This window comes from Paenibacillus radicibacter (assembly GCF_024721995.1).
GTDB classification, from domain to species: Bacteria; Bacillota; Bacilli; order Paenibacillales; family NBRC-103111; genus Paenibacillus_AM; species Paenibacillus_AM radicibacter.
In genome coordinates, this window is sequence record NZ_JANQBC010000010.1 from 257,904 (window position 1) to 273,693 (window position 15,790).

17 protein-coding genes and 1 rRNA gene are annotated in these 15,790 nt (G+C 43.3%); 16 read left to right on the plus strand and 2 right to left on the minus strand.

The features are described 5' to 3' along the window. Positions 1-15 precede the first annotated feature (15 nt). The 4 genes from NV379_RS18955 (at position 16) to NV379_RS18970 (ending at position 3,088) form a co-directional block, all read left to right on the plus strand. Positions 16-639 carry an MBL fold metallo-hydrolase gene (locus NV379_RS18955; protein WP_258208910.1) on the plus strand — a complete coding sequence of 208 codons (624 nt, stop codon included), beginning with the start codon at positions 16-18 and terminating at the stop codon, positions 637-639. Positions 640-820: 181 nt separating this feature from the next. After that, entirely contained in the window at positions 821-1,177 is a 357-nt protein-coding gene (locus NV379_RS18960; protein ID WP_258208911.1) for a hypothetical protein, read from the plus strand. A 131-nt stretch (positions 1,178-1,308) separates the two neighbouring features. Then, the gene (locus NV379_RS18965) at positions 1,309-2,601 is read left to right on the plus strand and encodes a M24 family metallopeptidase (protein ID WP_258208934.1); all 1,293 of its coding nucleotides are present in this window, start codon (positions 1,309-1,311) and stop codon (positions 2,599-2,601) included. A gap of 94 nt (positions 2,602-2,695) precedes the next feature. Further along, positions 2,696-3,088 carry an ATPase gene (locus tag NV379_RS18970; protein WP_258208912.1) on the plus strand — a complete coding sequence of 131 codons (393 nt, stop codon included), beginning with the start codon at positions 2,696-2,698 and terminating at the stop codon, positions 3,086-3,088. A 49-nt stretch (positions 3,089-3,137) separates the two neighbouring features. On the opposite strand, the gene NV379_RS18975 is transcribed toward NV379_RS18970, so the two are convergent. Then, positions 3,138-4,346: a S8 family peptidase gene (locus tag NV379_RS18975; protein WP_258208913.1), complete on the minus strand. Its 1,209-nt coding sequence runs from the start codon at positions 4,344-4,346 to the stop codon at positions 3,138-3,140. Positions 4,347-4,514: 168 nt separating this feature from the next. On the opposite strand from NV379_RS18975, the gene NV379_RS18980 reads away from it, so the two are divergent. From NV379_RS18980 to NV379_RS19025, 10 genes are all read left to right on the plus strand, one after another. After that, complete coding sequence (locus NV379_RS18980; RefSeq protein WP_258208914.1) at positions 4,515-4,856, plus strand: hypothetical protein; 342 nt, start codon at positions 4,515-4,517, stop codon at positions 4,854-4,856. Between the two features lie 203 nt (positions 4,857-5,059). After that, positions 5,060-5,347 carry an Asp-tRNA(Asn)/Glu-tRNA(Gln) amidotransferase subunit GatC gene (gatC, locus tag NV379_RS18985; RefSeq protein ID WP_308860308.1) on the plus strand — a complete coding sequence of 96 codons (288 nt, stop codon included), beginning with the start codon at positions 5,060-5,062 and terminating at the stop codon, positions 5,345-5,347. A 31-nt stretch (positions 5,348-5,378) separates the two neighbouring features. Then, positions 5,379-6,836, plus strand: coding sequence for an Asp-tRNA(Asn)/Glu-tRNA(Gln) amidotransferase subunit GatA (gene gatA / locus NV379_RS18990; RefSeq protein WP_258208916.1), 1,458 nt, complete (start codon positions 5,379-5,381; stop codon positions 6,834-6,836). A 26-nt stretch (positions 6,837-6,862) separates the two neighbouring features. After that, positions 6,863-8,302, plus strand: a complete 1,440-nt coding sequence (gene gatB / locus NV379_RS18995) for an Asp-tRNA(Asn)/Glu-tRNA(Gln) amidotransferase subunit GatB (RefSeq protein ID WP_258208917.1) — start codon at positions 6,863-6,865, stop codon at positions 8,300-8,302. A 179-nt stretch (positions 8,303-8,481) separates the two neighbouring features. Further along, positions 8,482-9,123 (plus strand): RNA polymerase sigma factor, encoded by a 642-nt coding sequence (locus NV379_RS19000; RefSeq protein WP_258208918.1) that lies wholly within the window; start codon positions 8,482-8,484, stop codon positions 9,121-9,123. Beyond that, on the plus strand, positions 9,071-9,403 hold the full coding sequence (locus NV379_RS19005) for a hypothetical protein (RefSeq protein ID WP_258208919.1): 333 nt from the start codon (positions 9,071-9,073) through the stop codon (positions 9,401-9,403). Before NV379_RS19000 ends, NV379_RS19005 begins: the two co-directional genes overlap by 53 nt. 28 nt (positions 9,404-9,431) lie before the next feature. After that, positions 9,432-10,013 (plus strand): hypothetical protein, encoded by a 582-nt coding sequence (locus NV379_RS19010; protein WP_258208920.1) that lies wholly within the window; start codon positions 9,432-9,434, stop codon positions 10,011-10,013. A 14-nt stretch (positions 10,014-10,027) separates the two neighbouring features. Next, positions 10,028-11,290 (plus strand): DUF4097 family beta strand repeat-containing protein, encoded by a 1,263-nt coding sequence (locus tag NV379_RS19015; RefSeq protein WP_258208921.1) that lies wholly within the window; start codon positions 10,028-10,030, stop codon positions 11,288-11,290. Between the two features lie 99 nt (positions 11,291-11,389). Then, positions 11,390-11,833, plus strand: coding sequence for a peroxide-responsive transcriptional repressor PerR (gene perR, locus NV379_RS19020; protein WP_258208922.1), 444 nt, complete (start codon positions 11,390-11,392; stop codon positions 11,831-11,833). Between the two features lie 93 nt (positions 11,834-11,926). Beyond that, positions 11,927-13,639, plus strand: coding sequence for a glycosyl hydrolase family 18 protein (locus NV379_RS19025; protein ID WP_258208923.1), 1,713 nt, complete (start codon positions 11,927-11,929; stop codon positions 13,637-13,639). 71 nt (positions 13,640-13,710) lie between these two features. Here the strand turns inward: NV379_RS19025 and NV379_RS19030 are convergent, their stop codons facing one another. Beyond that, positions 13,711-14,058 (minus strand): DUF2614 family zinc ribbon-containing protein, encoded by a 348-nt coding sequence (locus NV379_RS19030; RefSeq protein ID WP_258208924.1) that lies wholly within the window; start codon positions 14,056-14,058, stop codon positions 13,711-13,713. 147 nt (positions 14,059-14,205) lie between these two features. On the opposite strand from NV379_RS19030, the gene NV379_RS19035 reads away from it, so the two are divergent. Then, a complete protein-coding gene (locus NV379_RS19035) occupies positions 14,206-15,081 on the plus strand; it encodes a nucleotidyltransferase-like protein (RefSeq protein WP_258208925.1) in 876 nt (291 codons plus the stop codon). 435 nt (positions 15,082-15,516) lie between these two features. Further along, positions 15,517-15,790, plus strand: a 16S ribosomal RNA gene (locus NV379_RS19040); the annotation flags it as partial.

A 15,790-nucleotide genomic window follows, 5' to 3' on the forward strand; every position in this document is an offset into this window, starting at 1 on the left:
AGGAGACATATAGATATGATCAGAATCGAATCATTTGCTCTAGGTCCACTCGGGACTAACGCATACTTGTTATCAACAGAAGACGGAAGCCGTGGAGTTATTATTGATCCAGGTATGAATCCGAAGCCGCTTGTGAAGCGAATCAAAGATATGAAGATCGAGGCGATTCTACTTACACATGCGCACTTTGATCATATTGGCGGTGTTGAGGAAATTCGTAAAGCTAAAGGTTGTCCCGTATACTTGCATGCCTTAGAAGCAGATTGGCTGACAAATCCACGTAAGAACGGTTCGACGAGATGGTCTGAAGTGACAGGTCCCATCAGCACAGATGATGCTGAATTTGATTTGGATGAAGGGCAAGTGCTTGATGTGCTAGGCATTCAACTTCAAGTGATGCATACACCGGGACATTCACCGGGAAGTGTGTCTTTCTTATGGAATAACCACTTGTTCAGCGGTGACGTTCTGTTTAAGCTATCTGTGGGTCGAACTGACTTGCCTGGCGGCGATGGGAATGACTTATTAGACTCCATCCACGGCAAATTGTTCGAACTTGCGGATGATGTCATTGTGTACCCCGGACATGGCGGTAAGACGACAATTGGTTTTGAAAAAGCGAATAACCCGCACGTGTAAGCGGCGGTTGAGAAGAAGTCAGGGCAGATGCTCTGGCTTCTTTTTTTGTCTCATGATCGGTATTTGTCTAATTTCTGCGGAGTAGGTGTATACCGTGTTCGGGAGAGGTGATTCCCCATAGACTGTTGATGGAAGTACAGATTAACCCTTTACGAATGACTAAATTGAGGAGGTGTTCGACATGGAAAAATACAACCCGATACAAATGCCAGCTCCAGTAACACCAATGCCTGTAGCTCCTATGCCAGTTATGCATAAACCGGTACAAATGGAAAAACAATATTTGTATGTTGCTCCAACTCCAATTATGGAGAAACCAATGTGGGATGGCTGTAATAAGCCAGTTTATGTTAGCCCAGCAATTCAACAACCTCTAGTCCACCATTGTCAACCGAAGCCGATGTGTAAACCTGTTCATGTTCATCATGCTGGATGTGGAACTGAAACGAAAGGTCGCTGGGGTAAGGGAGAAATTCTTGTATTGTTCATTCTACTCGTTATTATTTCCTGTGGATTGTGTAGACCGTTTAAGTGCTAGTATAGTGTAACAGACAAGGGCATCCAGACGAGAGTTTGGATGTCTTTTGTGTTGTGATGAAATAATTGGATAATAAATGGTAACCTATTGTATGATAAAAAGGAGCGTGTTAATGAGAAAAGGATGTGGATCTGAAAGTGACTGAGTCTATTTATAAAAAGCGGGAGCAGCGGCTCCAAGCAGGAATGAATAATCATGGAATCGACGTATTCGTCGTTACACAAAATATTGATTTATATTACATGACAGGATCGATGCAGAATGGATACTTGTTTGTTCCAGCAGTTGGAGAATCGGTATTCATGGTACGACGGAGTATCTCGCGTGCGGAAGAGGAATCTGCGTTTGAAGTCGAAGTGCTCGGCTCCTTGCGCACGTTGCAAGAGCGCCTCGCTGCGCGCTACCCGCAGGTGAGCGCGAAGAGCAGCGCCGGCGTAGAGATTTACAGCGCCGCCGGCCTAGCGGCTAGCGGCGGCGAAGAAGCTCCCGCCAGCGCGGATACGGCCAGCGCTGGTGCAGCCCTTGTGCTTGCCACGGAGCTGGATGTGCTTCCCGTCGCGACGTTCCGTCGCTTGGAAGCAGCCATCCTTGGCGCGCAGTGGGTGGACGGCTCCCGACTCTTGCGGGAGCTGCGCATGATCAAATCGCCGGATGAAATCGCGGCGATTCGCACTTCCGCAAGCGCTGTGGACGCGGCGCTTGAAGCAGCCCTGCGGCATGTCCGCCCGGGCATGCCGGAGTTCGAGCTGATGGCGTTCATCGAACATCAGCTTCGTCTTCGCCAGCATGCGGGAATCATGCGCATGCGGGCTTACAATGCCGAGTTAGTCACCGGCATGGTAGCGGCGGGGTCGGCTGCTGCGGAGCCGACCTACTTCGACGGCCCCGGTGGCGGCCGTGGTTTAAGCACTGCATCGCCGCAGAGCTCCTCGCAGCGCCCGATCGGCATCGGCGAACCACTTCTGCTCGATCTTGGCTGCTGCATCGATGGTTATGTGATCGACCAGACACGAACAGCGGTCTTTGGCGAACTACCCGAAGATTTACAGCATGCGTATGATGTATCCGTAGAAATTCAGAAACTTGCAGAATCAAGCCTTAAACCAGGTACAATTTGTGAGCAGCTATATGTGGATGCACTCCAATATGCAGCTGACGCTGGACTTGCCGATCATTTTATGGGATATGGGGACAATCAAGTGAAGTTCCTAGGTCACGGTATTGGACTGGAGATGGATGAGCTGCCTGTGCTTGCCAAAGGGTTCCCGATTCCACTTCAACCTGGAATGGTCATTGCGATTGAACCGAAATTTACATTCCCGGGTCGCGGTGTAGTCGGGGTTGAAGATTCGTATTTAATTACCGAGGAAGGTTATGAGAAACTATCAATTTCACGTAGCGGAGTCATTCAATTACCAATTTAGAATAATTCTAGCAAATGAATAGACACGTCTTCTAATTTTTAGTACCATAGATAGAAATCATATTTTGGTACTCAAGCATGGGGAGGGAACAATCATGCTGCAATTAGGAGAGAAAGTATATATTGTAGAAGATAGTATTGAGCAGAACTTGCCGATTGGGGAGTATGCTTTTGTCATTGCCTATGACCGGAACCCGGACAATATTTTTGACTATATGATCCGTGTACCGAAAATAAATAAGCATTTCTTTGTACCTGCAAATGATATTGAGCCCGAAGAAGTTCTCATGCAAGAAGCAGTCGAACTTGTCGAACGGGAAGCACTCATTGATTTTGCACTGGCAACGAAAAATGAAGAATTGTTTTTCCGTTTGATGAACGGGGAACCTGATGATGAAGAAGTAGAAGAGGTTGAGGCTGAAGAACAAGCGCAGCCGCAGACTGCTGAAGACTTCATCAGACAAATTAATTTAAGAGCATGGATCTAATAGTCACATGTGAAGAGGACTCGTAGCAATTTTGCACGAGTCCTCTTTTTTATGATATGAATCGAACGTTCACGATGCCCTTACCTTGTTTGTTAGGACTTAGTCCAAGGGAATAAGCATTCTGCATCAATTTCGATTTGAGTGATTTGGGAGTAAGAGCAGGTTGTAGTTGCAACAATAGCGCACTTGCGCCAGCGACTTGAGGGGTAGCCATACTCGTACCGCTTAATCGGAAGTAGCCCTGCCCAACACGATTTTCTGGGAACTGCTTATCGAGTGTAGAGCCCGGTGCACGTAGGGATACCACGTTAACACCTGGAGCGAGTAAATCTGGTTTGAGATATCCGCCTTTTGCAACGCCGCGAGATGAGAAGGTAGCAAGTGTATCGTCTGATAAGCGAATCGTCTGATGACTATCTGATGCCCCAACAGTTATGGCAGATGGAGCAATACCGGGAGATTCAATCGTACCACTCCCTGGTCCAGAATTACCTGCTGCAGCTACGACAACTATTCCTGCTTTCGCTACATTCTCCGCAGCAAGAGCAACGGGGTCATTTAGATACGAAGTTGTCGCTGTACCGCCTAGTGAGAGATTAATAATTCGAATGTTGTATTTGGCACGATTATCATAGCACCACTGAATACCTTGAATAATGGTAGAGTCAGAGCCGAAACCGTATTGATCGAGCACCTTGACGCCTATAAGCTTGGCTTGCGGAGCAGTGCCTACATACTTGCGCTTTGAGGAATTGCCGTTGCCTCCTGCATCTCCAGCAACATGCGTGCCATGACCATAGTCATCATAAGGCGTCGTTCTTCCATTGATAAAGTCTTTAAAGGCTACGATCCGATTCAATGGTCGAATGAGATCCGGATGGGGATATATACCCGTATCCACTATCGCGATTCCAACATTTTTACCTGTGATTCCTTTCGTATGTGTTCGTGTTGCTCCAATTGAGGGTGTTGCAATATTTAAATTTACTTTTTTCACTCGATCCTGATAGATGCGTTTCACCTGATGATGTTTACTTAGCCAATGTAATGAAGTAACAGGCACTTTTGCGGCAACGGCATGAATAATAGGGAGTTTACATCCTAGCTTAATTGGATATCCTTGCTGTCGCATTTCTTTTTGAAGTGATTTCCAAGCAAGAGAGAACGGTCGTTTATGCAGTCTAATAATGACACTTACTCGATCTGGAACCTTTTTTTGTTTCATCATGACCCGAAGAGTAGGTTCTAGTTTATTCATCATCAGCCTCCTGTTTGCATTTGCAACGCTAAATTCCTTCCATAGTATGCGGATAGGAGCGGAGTTGTTGAGGAGAAGCTAGATAATTAGGCGAATCAATTAATCTATCATCCGAACTTTATCACATTGCTAGTCATACATTAACTTGTGATGAAGGGAGTGAAGCTTATGGCTAATAAACCTGTGCAGAATTTGAAGTTTGCCGGTCGAAGAATTAAAGTGAGTCGCACGCATAAGACATCGAGTAAATTATTAAGCAGGTTCACAATTGTATGGTGTGATCGTAATGGCGTTACTTTTGATACATCAGCAGGATTTTTTGCGCAATTAACATTTAATGGAAGAGTCGTGGCGGAGGCATCTTTTGATAATTTCGGTGTGTGTATATTTCCAACAATCACCACATTAACACGAGTGCGTTATCGTTTGCGTATATTTAACTTTAGCGGATTGCTGTTCCGCACAAGAACAACACCTGCTGGTGTTGAAGCATTCGTTGTTATTGGTTAATTCGTAACAGATCAGAGGACTCTCTCTTTGCGCAAGCTGGAGGGAGTTCTTTGTTTACTCCGTCATGCGCATACATTGAGTTAGCGTAATTTCTAGGCTATAATAGTACAATCTTTCAACACATTTTTTAAAAAATTGTTGGACAAGAAGAAACGGCTTGCTGCCTTAATAAAGGATAGTATCCGTTTAAAGGAGTGTCTGTGATGAGTATTACGTTAAAAGATGTTGAACATGTGGCCAAGCTGGCACGCTTGGACTTAACGGACGAAGAGAAGGATCAATTTACGGATCAGTTAAACGCAATCTTGAAGTATGCGGAGCAATTGGGGGAACTAGACACAACGGGTGTTCAGCCGACTTCCCATGCGATGATTTTGAACAATGTGATGCGTGAAGACGAAGTTAAGCCATCTCTGCCAATTGAGAAAGTCATGCTTAATGCACCAGAGGAAGAAGAAGGTCAATTTAAAGTACCAGCTGTTCTAGAATAGAACTACATAGCTTGGAAGGAGGAGCGAAATCATGTCTTTATTTGAAAAGAAATTACAAGAGATTCACAGCATGTTGCATGCACGTGAAATCAGTGCGACAGATTTGCTGAATCAATCTTATGATCGAATTGCACAAGTGGAGCCGAAAGTTCAAGCATTTATTAAATTAAATGAAGAGCAAGCACGTAAGAGCACAGCTGAGCTTGATGCACAGCTCGTAAGTGGCGGAGAACGTGGCTTGTTATTCGGTTTGCCGATCGGTATTAAAGATAACATCGTAACAGAGGGGCTTACAACAACATGTGCAAGCAAATTCTTGTCGAACTATAACCCTGTTTATGATGCAACTGTTGTTCGCAAATTGAAAGAAGCAGGCGCTGTAACTGTAGGGAAGCTGAACATGGACGAGTTTGCAATGGGAGGTTCCAATGAGAACTCTTCCTTCCATCCAACCTATAACCCTTGGAACGTGGAATACGTACCAGGTGGATCTTCAGGCGGATCGGCAGCATCGGTTGCTGCAGGTGAGGTTTATTTCTCGCTTGGTTCAGATACAGGGGGTTCGATTCGTCAACCTGCTGCTTATTGTGGTGTAGTAGGACTCAAGCCAACTTATGGTCTAGTATCTCGCTTTGGTTTAGTTGCATTTGCTTCTTCTTTGGATCAGATCGGTCCACTTACGAAGAACGTTGAAGATTCGGCATACCTGCTTCAAGCAATTGCTGGACACGATCCAAGTGATTCCACATCTGCTAAGGTCGATATTCCGGATTACATCTCAGCGCTATCTGGAGACATCAAAGGTCTTCGTATTGCTGTGCCTAAAGAATATTTTGGCAGCGGAATTGATCCGCAGGTTAAAGCTCGCGTGAAAGAAGCGCTTCAAGTACTTGAAAGTCTTGGCGCTATTTGTGAGGAAGTATCTTTGCCGCACTCCGAATACGCGGTTGCAACATATTACTTGCTTGCATCTTCTGAAGCTTCGTCGAACCTTGCTCGCTATGACGGTGTTCGTTATGGCGTTCGTTCGGATAATGCAGATAATCTGCTTGAACTTTACCATATGTCCCGCAGTGAAGGCTTCGGCTCGGAAGTGAAGCGCCGGATCATGCTTGGTACGTATGCGCTGTCTTCGGGTTATTATGATGCTTATTATTTGAAAGCACAACAAGTTCGTACATTGATTAAACAAGATTTTGATCAAGTTTTTGAACAATATGATGTCGTGATCGGGCCGACTGCGCCGACAACTGCATTTAAAATCGGCGAGCAAGTGAACAATCCGCTCACGATGTACCTCAATGACATTTTAACCATTCCAGTTAACCTTGCAGGTGTACCGGCAATTTCCGTACCTTGCGGATTGGTTGATGGCATGCCTGTTGGTTTACAAATTATCGGAAAGGCGCTAGATGAGTCTACCGTATTACGTGTTGCTCATGCCTTCGAACAACATACCGATCATCATAAACAGCGTCCACAGCTGTAATTGGATAAGGAAAGGAGCGATTGTCAGTGACAACTAGTAAATATGAAACCGTCGTAGGACTTGAAGTTCACGTTGAACTGCATACGAATTCCAAAATATTTTGCGGATGCTCGACATCATTCGGTGCACCGCCGAACACACATACTTGTCCAGTTTGCTTAGGTCATCCAGGTGTATTGCCTGTACTGAACCGTCAAGCATTGGAATTTGCGATGAAAGCAGCGATGGCGCTTAATTGTGAGATTGCAGCCGAAACAAAGTTTGATCGCAAGAACTACTTCTACCCCGATTCACCGAAAGCTTACCAGATCTCTCAATACGATAAACCAGTTGGCGAGAACGGCTGGATTGATATTGAAGTAGACGGTAAGACCAAGCGTATTGGGATTACGAGATTACACTTGGAAGAAGATGCGGGTAAACTAACACACGTAGATGGCGGTTACGCTTCACTTGTCGATTTTAACCGTGTAGGTACTCCGCTAGTTGAGATCGTGTCGGAACCCGATATTCGCACACCTGAGGAAGCAAGAGCATATTTGGAGAAGTTAAAAGCGATCATGCTGTATTGCGAAGTGTCTGATGTGAAGATGGAAGAGGGATCACTTCGTTGCGATGCGAACATTTCCATTCGTCCATGGGAACAAGAGCAATTTGGAACTCGTGCTGAGCTTAAGAACATGAACTCTTTCCGCGGTGTACAACGTGGTCTTGAGTATGAAGAAATTCGTCAAGCGGAAGTGTTAGATAGCGGACAGAAGGTTGTTCAAGAAACACGCCGCTGGGATGAAGCGCAAGGAAAGACGATTTCGATGCGTTCGAAGGAAGAGTCTCATGACTATCGTTACTTCCCAGATCCAGACCTTGTATCCATTCATATTGACGATGCTTGGAAAGATCGTGTGCGCAGCTCCATTCCAGAGCTTCCCGATGCACGTAAAGCGCGCTATACAGCCGAGTATAGTTTGCCAGATTACGATGCGGAAGTGCTGACATCTTCGAAGAAACTCGCTGATTTTTTTGAAGAGTCTCTTCAATTTACGAAGGACTCGAAGCAAGTATCGAACTGGATCATGGGTGATCTGCTCGGGTACCTCAATGCGAACAGTTTGGAACTTAAAGACGTGAACATCACAGGTAAAAGCTTAGGTGAGATGATCAACTTGATCGAAGGCGGAACGATCTCTACTAAGATCGCGAAGACGGTCTTTAAAGAAATGTTAGAGACAGGCAAAGAGCCGAAGCTGATCGTTGAGGAACAAGGTCTTGTTCAAATTAGCGATGAGGGTGCGATTAAAGAAATTGTGCTTGCGGTTATTGCGAATAACCCGAAATCGGTTGCTGACTATCAAGGTGGTAACGAGAAAGCAATCGGCTTTATCGTTGGACAAGTCATGAAAGAAAGTAAGGGGAAAGCGAACCCTGGTATGGTAAATAAGCTGATCGTTGAAGCGCTAAATAGCTAATTACGATAGGCTACTCATAGGAAGAAGCGACATATCATAGCGTATGTCGCTTTTTTATGGTTATAATTTCACTTTGGATTTTGAATAAAATAGAAGTAAACTATGAATGAAGGAATTAACAGGATGCGGTGTAAAAATTTTTTCCTAGTTTGAAGGGTTAAGATCATGATCGACGTCAAATGAAATATGAAATGAAAGATGGGGCGGGTGCTGCGATGGAGGATTTGACGGATGAACAGCTTATCGAATCAATCCGTCAAGGTCACGTAGATGCGTATCGTTATTTGGTAGATCGACATAAAGGGCGGGTTTTCACATTTATTTACCAAATGGTAGGCCAAAGGGAGACCGCGGAAGATTTAGCGCAAGAAGTATTTATTAAAGTGTTTCGTAACCTCGAACATTATCGAGGAGATGCCAAGTTCACGACATGGCTATATCGAATGATCATGAACCAAGTGATCGACTATCGGCGTTCCCAGAAGCGTAAACCCTTGCAGATGGTGCTGGATAAAGTCAAAGACTGGTGGGCAGATGACAATCTAGGACCTGAAGGGATTGCAGTGAAGCAAGAGCAGCGAGATACGGTACATCACTTGCTTGCCGGACTGCCGGATAAATACCGGGACATCATGTTTTTGTATCATTTTGAAGAATTATCTTATCAAGAAATTGCAGCACTTATGAATTTGCCGATCAAGACAGTGGAAACAAGGTTATACCGCGGTAAATCACTTCTAAAGAATAAATGGATGGAGGTGGAAGCACATGAACAATCAATTGATTCCAGACGACGAAATACTGCGCAAGAGTGTAAGTAAATGGCTCGAAGATAGCAGAAGGGAACAGCCGTCTGCTGATTTCACAGATCGAGTTATGAATCAAGTTCATGTTGTGGTCTCTCAGCAGGGTACACATGCTAAGGATGCGCCAAGTGGTATTGTACAATTACGCCGAGATCTTATACATGGGGCAGTTGCCGCTGCAGCCACTTATATTTTCATCCAGGCAGGTGTGCTTGGGAAGATTCTTTCTTTGAACACAACCGTACTTGAAGTTACCCATTTTATCGAGCGAATATCAGGGTATTTTACATTCTAACGAAAATGAGAAGGGAGAATCATTCCCAATGAATGAGAAATTTAATTACAACAAGCAAGCGTATGATCAACCACCGTATCCACCTAATTATCATGATTTCCCACCATATCCAACTACTTATCCGCGTAAGAAAAAATGGGCTTCAGGTATGTTATCGGCCTTTATCCCTGGCACAGGACATATGTATTTAGGGTTAATGCAGCGCGGAGTCATGTTTATGTTCTTCCTTGCGTTTAGTATTTTTCTAGTCGTAACGCTTGTATCTAATGCGGATCAAGGCGTAGGGCCATCTAATTCAGGTATGATCGTCATTGCTTCATTATTAATACCTATTACTTACTTTTATACGATTTTTGATGCTCTTCAATACACAGATCGAATCAATCATAACTTAGCGATTTATGGCGAAGTTCCGAGTGACTTTGGTAAAGTAACAGGAAGTAATTCACTTGCCTTTATCATCATCGCGGCAGGCTGTTTCTTCTTTATGGTTAGCATGAAGCCAACGTGGCTAGCAGCGCTCGTACAAGCATTAGGGAGTTATGTAGGTGGTATTATATTAATTGGAATCGGTGTGTTTATGGTTGTTATGAATATGCGTAAACGTTAAGATGGGGGAGTTCGATGATTAAAGTCGGTCGATATACAGCAGCACTTCTTTTACTAATAGTAGGTGGTCTGTTACTCCTAGAGCAATTCACAACCATTTCAACAGTTCCTATACTACTGAATTGGTGGCCAGTTTTCTTAATTCTATTAGGTTTTGAGTTTATTTACTTTAGCTCCAAATACAAAAAGACAGATCGTCCACTTCGATTAGATTTACTCGGTATCATGCTTTCGGTATTAATCGCGGTTGTGATTGTTGGTAGTGTACATGCATCAACGGCAATTGAGTATATTAAGGGGCTCAATATTAATTCGCCTATTGTTTTCTTAGATGAGCAGAAGGATAGTGAGAGTGCGCCCGTCGCGCGTCTGCAATCTGGTGAAGCAGTGAAAATAACTTCTAGTACCAATGTCAATGAGCATACATTTGAATTAGAGAAGACAATTGTGCCGGTTGATAATGATACACAACAGATTACGCTGAATAATGTGTCTGGTGGCGTGAATATTCGCAGTGGTGATGTACAAGATATGGAGATAGCAACGCAAGTTGTAGTCCGACATCCAAATGCAGATGAAGCGAAGAAAATTGCAGATCAGTCCTATATTCATTTTACAACAGGTGACGATACTCAGATTCGAGCAGAAGGTCAAACATATTCGACTTTGGGGATCAATAAGGATCAGGCTGTTATGAACTTAGATATCACAGTACCCAAGTCAACATCGGTTAACTATCAAATCGAAGTGATTAATGGTCAATTACGAATAGAAGACGTACCTATACTCGAACATATGCGTTCGTACGTTACGAACGGCTCGATAGAACTTGTTAATCTGAAAGCAGAAGTGTTCGCAGAGACGACGAATGGCGAAATTAAGCTAGAACAAATTCAAGGTCAAGCAGTGGCAAAGACAACAACAGGTGTATTGAAAGTGAGCAAGATTAGTGGTGATTTAACAGCAGAGTCTACAGTTGGCGCGATCAATATTACCGATGTTGGTGGGTCCGTTCAAGCGCATACCACAACAGGCAAGATAGGAATTAGTTCTGCACAAATTAATAGCGATTGGGATATTAATAACTCCATTGGTTCGGTTCATCTTTCATTGCCGGAAGAGGCTGATTTTGAGGTGGAGGGTCAAGTAACGGGAAGTTTCCGATCCGACTTCAACAATATTCACAAGAAGGATGGAATTGAAGGTAAGAATGGAACAGGCGCCCACCTAATCACAATCAAGACGATTGGCCAAGTTACGCTATCCAAAATTAAATAAAAGCTCTTGTATAACTTGCATTGACAACATTTCGCCTGCAGCTTTACAATATAAGAATAAGTATTAAGTTAGAGTAATAGTCGCGTAGGTGGTGAGTATATGTCTGAGAACCTGTCGGAGGCATTGAATAAACTGAAGAATAATGGAGTTCGGATGACACCGCAACGCCATGCGATTTTATCATTCCTGCTACAGTCCATGGAACATCCAACTGCTGATGAAATTTATCGAGCATTGGAGACGAAGTTTCCGAATATGAGTGTAGCTACAGTTTATAATAATTTAAAAGTATTTATTGAAGCTGGCCTAGTTAGAGAATTAACGTATGGAGACAGTTCTTCGCGATTTGATGCTGACATGAGTGAGCATTATCATGCAATGTGTGTACACTGCGGCAAAATCGTCGATTTCGAACATCCTCCATTGTATAACGTTGAGAAAGCAGCTAGTGAGCAGACTGCCTTCCATGTAGAAGGTCATCGACTTGAAGTGTATGGAACTTGTCATGAGTGTGCCACAGCCTCCAAGCAATACTTACATTAATGAATAGCCTCTAGTATAATAGACGTGTCCTCACTTTCGTGTCATAACGAGTGATGGGTGCGTCTTTTTTATTTTTAGCAAAGGTGTGTGATGATGATTAAGAAAAAAGGTTGTTTATCTTTACTTTTCCTATTCTTGTGTGTCGCTGGAGTAGTTGTCGCTGCATTTTATTATTTCAATCGTGAAGTTCCGAGTACGGAGCATGTAGGTATAGAGTATTATGGGAAGACAAAGCCTGTTTTCTATAAAGGGGAGTTGTCCGATTCAGATGCAACTGGCAGCAAGGAAAGTCTGAAACTTCCGCTTGGTTTTATTCAGAAACAGATTGATCCGTCTGCCATTTATGAAGAAGCGAGTCAATCCGTCATTGTTACAACAGAGAATAAAGTTGTTCGACTGCGTACCAAAGGATTAACATCTACGATTAATGAGAAACCTTATACGCTCAAATTTCCAATTGATAAGAAGGGTGAAGTCGTCAACGTTCCCATTGATCCCTTGCTTGAACTGTACCATTTGGACATTAGAGAAAGTGATGAGACAGGAATCACCATTGTGAATCAGGGTGGGGATTCGATCGTTTGGGGATCAGTCCTTGCGAAAGACAAAGAGACATTAACCGTGCCAATACGGACTCGATCAGGGGTTACTAATCCAATTCTCGGCGATCTTTCTCCACAAGAAGAAGTAATGATATGGGGCGAAGAGAATGGTTGGTACAAAGTACAACGCAAGAATGGCATGCTTGGTTACGTAGAGAAACAATCCATCCAGATTGATCATACGGAGAAAATCGCGAGCAAAGTTCCACCTGAACCATATATTCCCTGGAAACCTGTTGGTGGTAAAATCAATATGACTTGGGAGCATGTGACTTCGAAGAATCCCGATACTTCCAAGATCCCTGCGATGCCTGGTCTGAATGTTATTTCACCAACATGGTTCCACCTTGCAGATGGAAAAGGGAACTTAAACAATACTGCAGATGCAGCCTATGTAAAATGGGCACAGAATAACGGTTTGCAGGTATGGGCACTGTTTGATAACGGATTTGAACCGAAGCAGACAACGCAAGCACTTGCTACCTATGATACGCGTATGAAAATGATTAAGCAGCTCCTCTCATTTGCACAGATGTACAAGCTGCAAGGTATCAATATCGATTTTGAGAATGTAGTTACTGCAGACAAACAGAACTTCGTTCAATTTGTAAGGGAGTTTACACCACTTGCACATGAACAGAATTTAGTTGTCTCCGTTGATGTTACGCCTAAGTCACAATCTGAGATGTGGTCGCTCTTCCTAGATCGACGTGCACTTGCACAAACTGTGGATTACATGATGCTAATGGGCTATGATGAGCACTGGGCAACAAGTCCGAAAGCAGGATCAGTTGCATCCCTTCCTTGGGTAGAGAATGCGATTAAGAAAATTCTAGATGAAGATGAAGTTCCACCTGAGAAGCTAGTTTTAGGTGTACCCAGCTATACACGCTTATGGACAGAAGAGATCGTTGATGGGAAGACCAAAGTGTCTTCGAGAGCTATCTTTATGGAGCGGGCACAACGTATTATTAGCGAAAACAAACTAACGCCTGTATTCCAGCCCGAAGTCGGTCAGAATTATGTGGAATACAAAGAAGGTGATAAGCTGAATAAAATTTGGATCGAGGATGCCGTTTCGATGAAAGCACGGACGGAAATCGTGAAGAAGTTTAATTTAGCAGGTATTGCTTCTTGGAGACGTGGTTTTGAAACACCGGATATTTGGAAAGTCATTGAGGAAGGTCTTACGAAACGGCCATAATACATTTAACTTATATGTTCGAAGAAAAAAGAAGGACTCTCGCTTAGGCGAGAGTCCTTTGTTTTACATCATTAGCTGTTTGATGTTGGGGCTGCGTTAGATTCAAGGTTCGGGTCAAGTGTCAGGATCGTTTTGCAGAACATGCAGCGGTCTGTCTTTCCTAACATCTTGGTTTGTTTGCCGCACTCTGGGCATTCGATAACAGTAGCCGATGTGGAGAGCATTCCTGCCCAGAAGTATACGCCCATACTTACCAGCATACTTACCATACCAATTGCGCCAAAGATGATGGCGAGAACTCGTCCGAAAGTTCCCCAGTCAAATACAATCCCTGCTAATCCAACGATCATCAGCATCATGCCGCCCATTGTTAGGAGGAGTCCCCATAAGCGGAATTCATTTACTTTGCTGGATCTCATAATTTTTGATGCTTTTTCCATACGTTACAATCACTTCTTTCACTTCGTAATATTGATATTCTTAATAAGCAGGAAACGAACACATGTATGTAGAATTCTTTTGATAAAAATGACTACAGTGTTGCGTCAAATATGGGGGCAATGATAATGCCGAAAAATTTCAATAATTACAACGACAAATTTGCACACGATCAAAACATTCAAGGTGTAATTCAAGTAACGATTGATGAACAACCTAGCTTGATTACGCAAGGTATTGACCTGTTGTTGCTAATCTTAACATGCGATACTTCGAAGCACAATCGTACTTTGTATTACATAAAGGGCGATATCCGGATCCAAGAAAAGTGGTTTTTAGTAAGCGATTTCGAGCGCTTAACCGCTGAGGGTAAGGATTCAGAGGTTTCAGGATGGTTAATTAGAGGAGAGATTGTTGTGGAGCGAGATAGGCAGCTTACGAGTCTTCGTAACAATATTGTCAATAACCCGATAGACATGAAGGAACGTAGACTACTTAATGAATTTGTTTACTTTTTGAAAAAGTATCAAGAGAGCCGAGCGTATTTGCTGGAAGAGCAAGTATTAGATGCGTATACTTGTATATTACAGGCGCTTAATCATTGGGCAAAGATAGCTATTATAGAAGCAGATGATTATCCAGAGAGTGCAATATGGAAGCAGGTACGTTCAATTAACCCGGGTATCTATAAGTTGTTTGAAGAACTTACAATGAGTAATGAGACTTTAAAGCAGCGTGTTCAGCTTGTCCTTCTTGCTTGTGAGTTTTCAGTTGTCTCACGAACAAGTCGTTGTTGTACACCACTGCTTCGTATTCTAGGAAGCAGGCAGGAGCCGCAAAGCCTGGAAGAGTTACGCGACTACCCTGAGCTTGCAAACATCTATAGAGAACTCCCCATGTTATTAAACAAACTCATTAGCAAATCTTTAGTGAAAGAAGTACTTGTTACAGATACTAATGATGCAAGTACACTCGTAGTTAAATATAGGATCGAATCCAAGTGATTTGTTATATGTATAATGGGGTGGTCAACTGACTGCCTTTTTTGTTTATTAACGACATTAATCACAAATAACTTTTCTGAATATTACTTCTATAAAAAAGTTTGATGAGAAGTGTTGACTTTGTTGTGTAGTCTATGTTAAATTAAATCTCGCCGCTGAAACGGCAGCATTCAAAACCTTATAGCAAGCACGGTTGAGAGCTTCTCAACGAAAAAGAAATTAAAAAACGCTTGACACTAAGAACTTGAATGTGATACATTAAAGAAGTCGCCGCTAAAAACGGTGGACGCGAAAAAGAATGAAATTGTCCTTTGAAAACTGAACAACGAGTGAATGAATAGATGAGGTTCTAACGAATCTCAAACAGTCGAGATCATTGCTTTCGAGCGATTGGTTGAGACAAGCTAGTAAGTAAATTTTGAGCAATCAGCTCTTTTAATGGAGAGTTTGATCCTGGCTCAGGACGAACGCTGGCGGCGTGCCTAATACATGCAAGTCGAGCGGAGATATTCCTTCGGGGATAGCTTAGCGGCGGACGGGTGAGTAACACGTAGGCAACCTGCCTGTAAGACTGGGATAACCCACGGAAACGTGTGCTAATACCGGATAAATAACATTCTCGCATGAGAGAGTTAGGAAAGATGGAGCAATCTATCACTTACAGATGGGCCTGCGGCGCATTAGCTAGTTGGTGAGGTAATGGCTCACC

What these genes read in the sequence shown, in the direction of transcription:
- NV379_RS18955 (WP_258208910.1), top strand. Translation starts at nt 16, where the DNA reads ATGATCAGAATCGAATCATTTGCTCTAGGTCCACTCGGGACTAACGCA.
- NV379_RS18960 (WP_258208911.1), top strand. Translation starts at nt 821, where the DNA reads ATGGAAAAATACAACCCGATACAAATGCCAGCTCCAGTAACACCAATG.
- NV379_RS18970 (WP_258208912.1), top strand. Translation starts at nt 2,696, where the DNA reads ATGCTGCAATTAGGAGAGAAAGTATATATTGTAGAAGATAGTATTGAG.
- NV379_RS18975 (WP_258208913.1), bottom strand. Translation starts at nt 4,346, where the DNA reads ATGAATAAACTAGAACCTACTCTTCGGGTCATGATGAAACAAAAAAAG.
- NV379_RS18980 (WP_258208914.1), top strand. Translation starts at nt 4,515, where the DNA reads ATGGCTAATAAACCTGTGCAGAATTTGAAGTTTGCCGGTCGAAGAATT.
- gatC (WP_308860308.1), top strand. Translation starts at nt 5,060, where the DNA reads ATGAGTATTACGTTAAAAGATGTTGAACATGTGGCCAAGCTGGCACGC.
- gatA (WP_258208916.1), top strand. Translation starts at nt 5,379, where the DNA reads ATGTCTTTATTTGAAAAGAAATTACAAGAGATTCACAGCATGTTGCAT.
- NV379_RS19000 (WP_258208918.1), top strand. Translation starts at nt 8,482, where the DNA reads ATGAAATATGAAATGAAAGATGGGGCGGGTGCTGCGATGGAGGATTTG.
- NV379_RS19005 (WP_258208919.1), top strand. Translation starts at nt 9,071, where the DNA reads ATGAACAATCAATTGATTCCAGACGACGAAATACTGCGCAAGAGTGTA.
- NV379_RS19010 (WP_258208920.1), top strand. Translation starts at nt 9,432, where the DNA reads ATGAATGAGAAATTTAATTACAACAAGCAAGCGTATGATCAACCACCG.
- NV379_RS19015 (WP_258208921.1), top strand. Translation starts at nt 10,028, where the DNA reads ATGATTAAAGTCGGTCGATATACAGCAGCACTTCTTTTACTAATAGTA.
- perR (WP_258208922.1), top strand. Translation starts at nt 11,390, where the DNA reads ATGTCTGAGAACCTGTCGGAGGCATTGAATAAACTGAAGAATAATGGA.
- NV379_RS19025 (WP_258208923.1), top strand. Translation starts at nt 11,927, where the DNA reads ATGATTAAGAAAAAAGGTTGTTTATCTTTACTTTTCCTATTCTTGTGT.
- NV379_RS19030 (WP_258208924.1), bottom strand. Translation starts at nt 14,058, where the DNA reads ATGAGATCCAGCAAAGTAAATGAATTCCGCTTATGGGGACTCCTCCTA.
- NV379_RS19035 (WP_258208925.1), top strand. Translation starts at nt 14,206, where the DNA reads ATGCCGAAAAATTTCAATAATTACAACGACAAATTTGCACACGATCAA.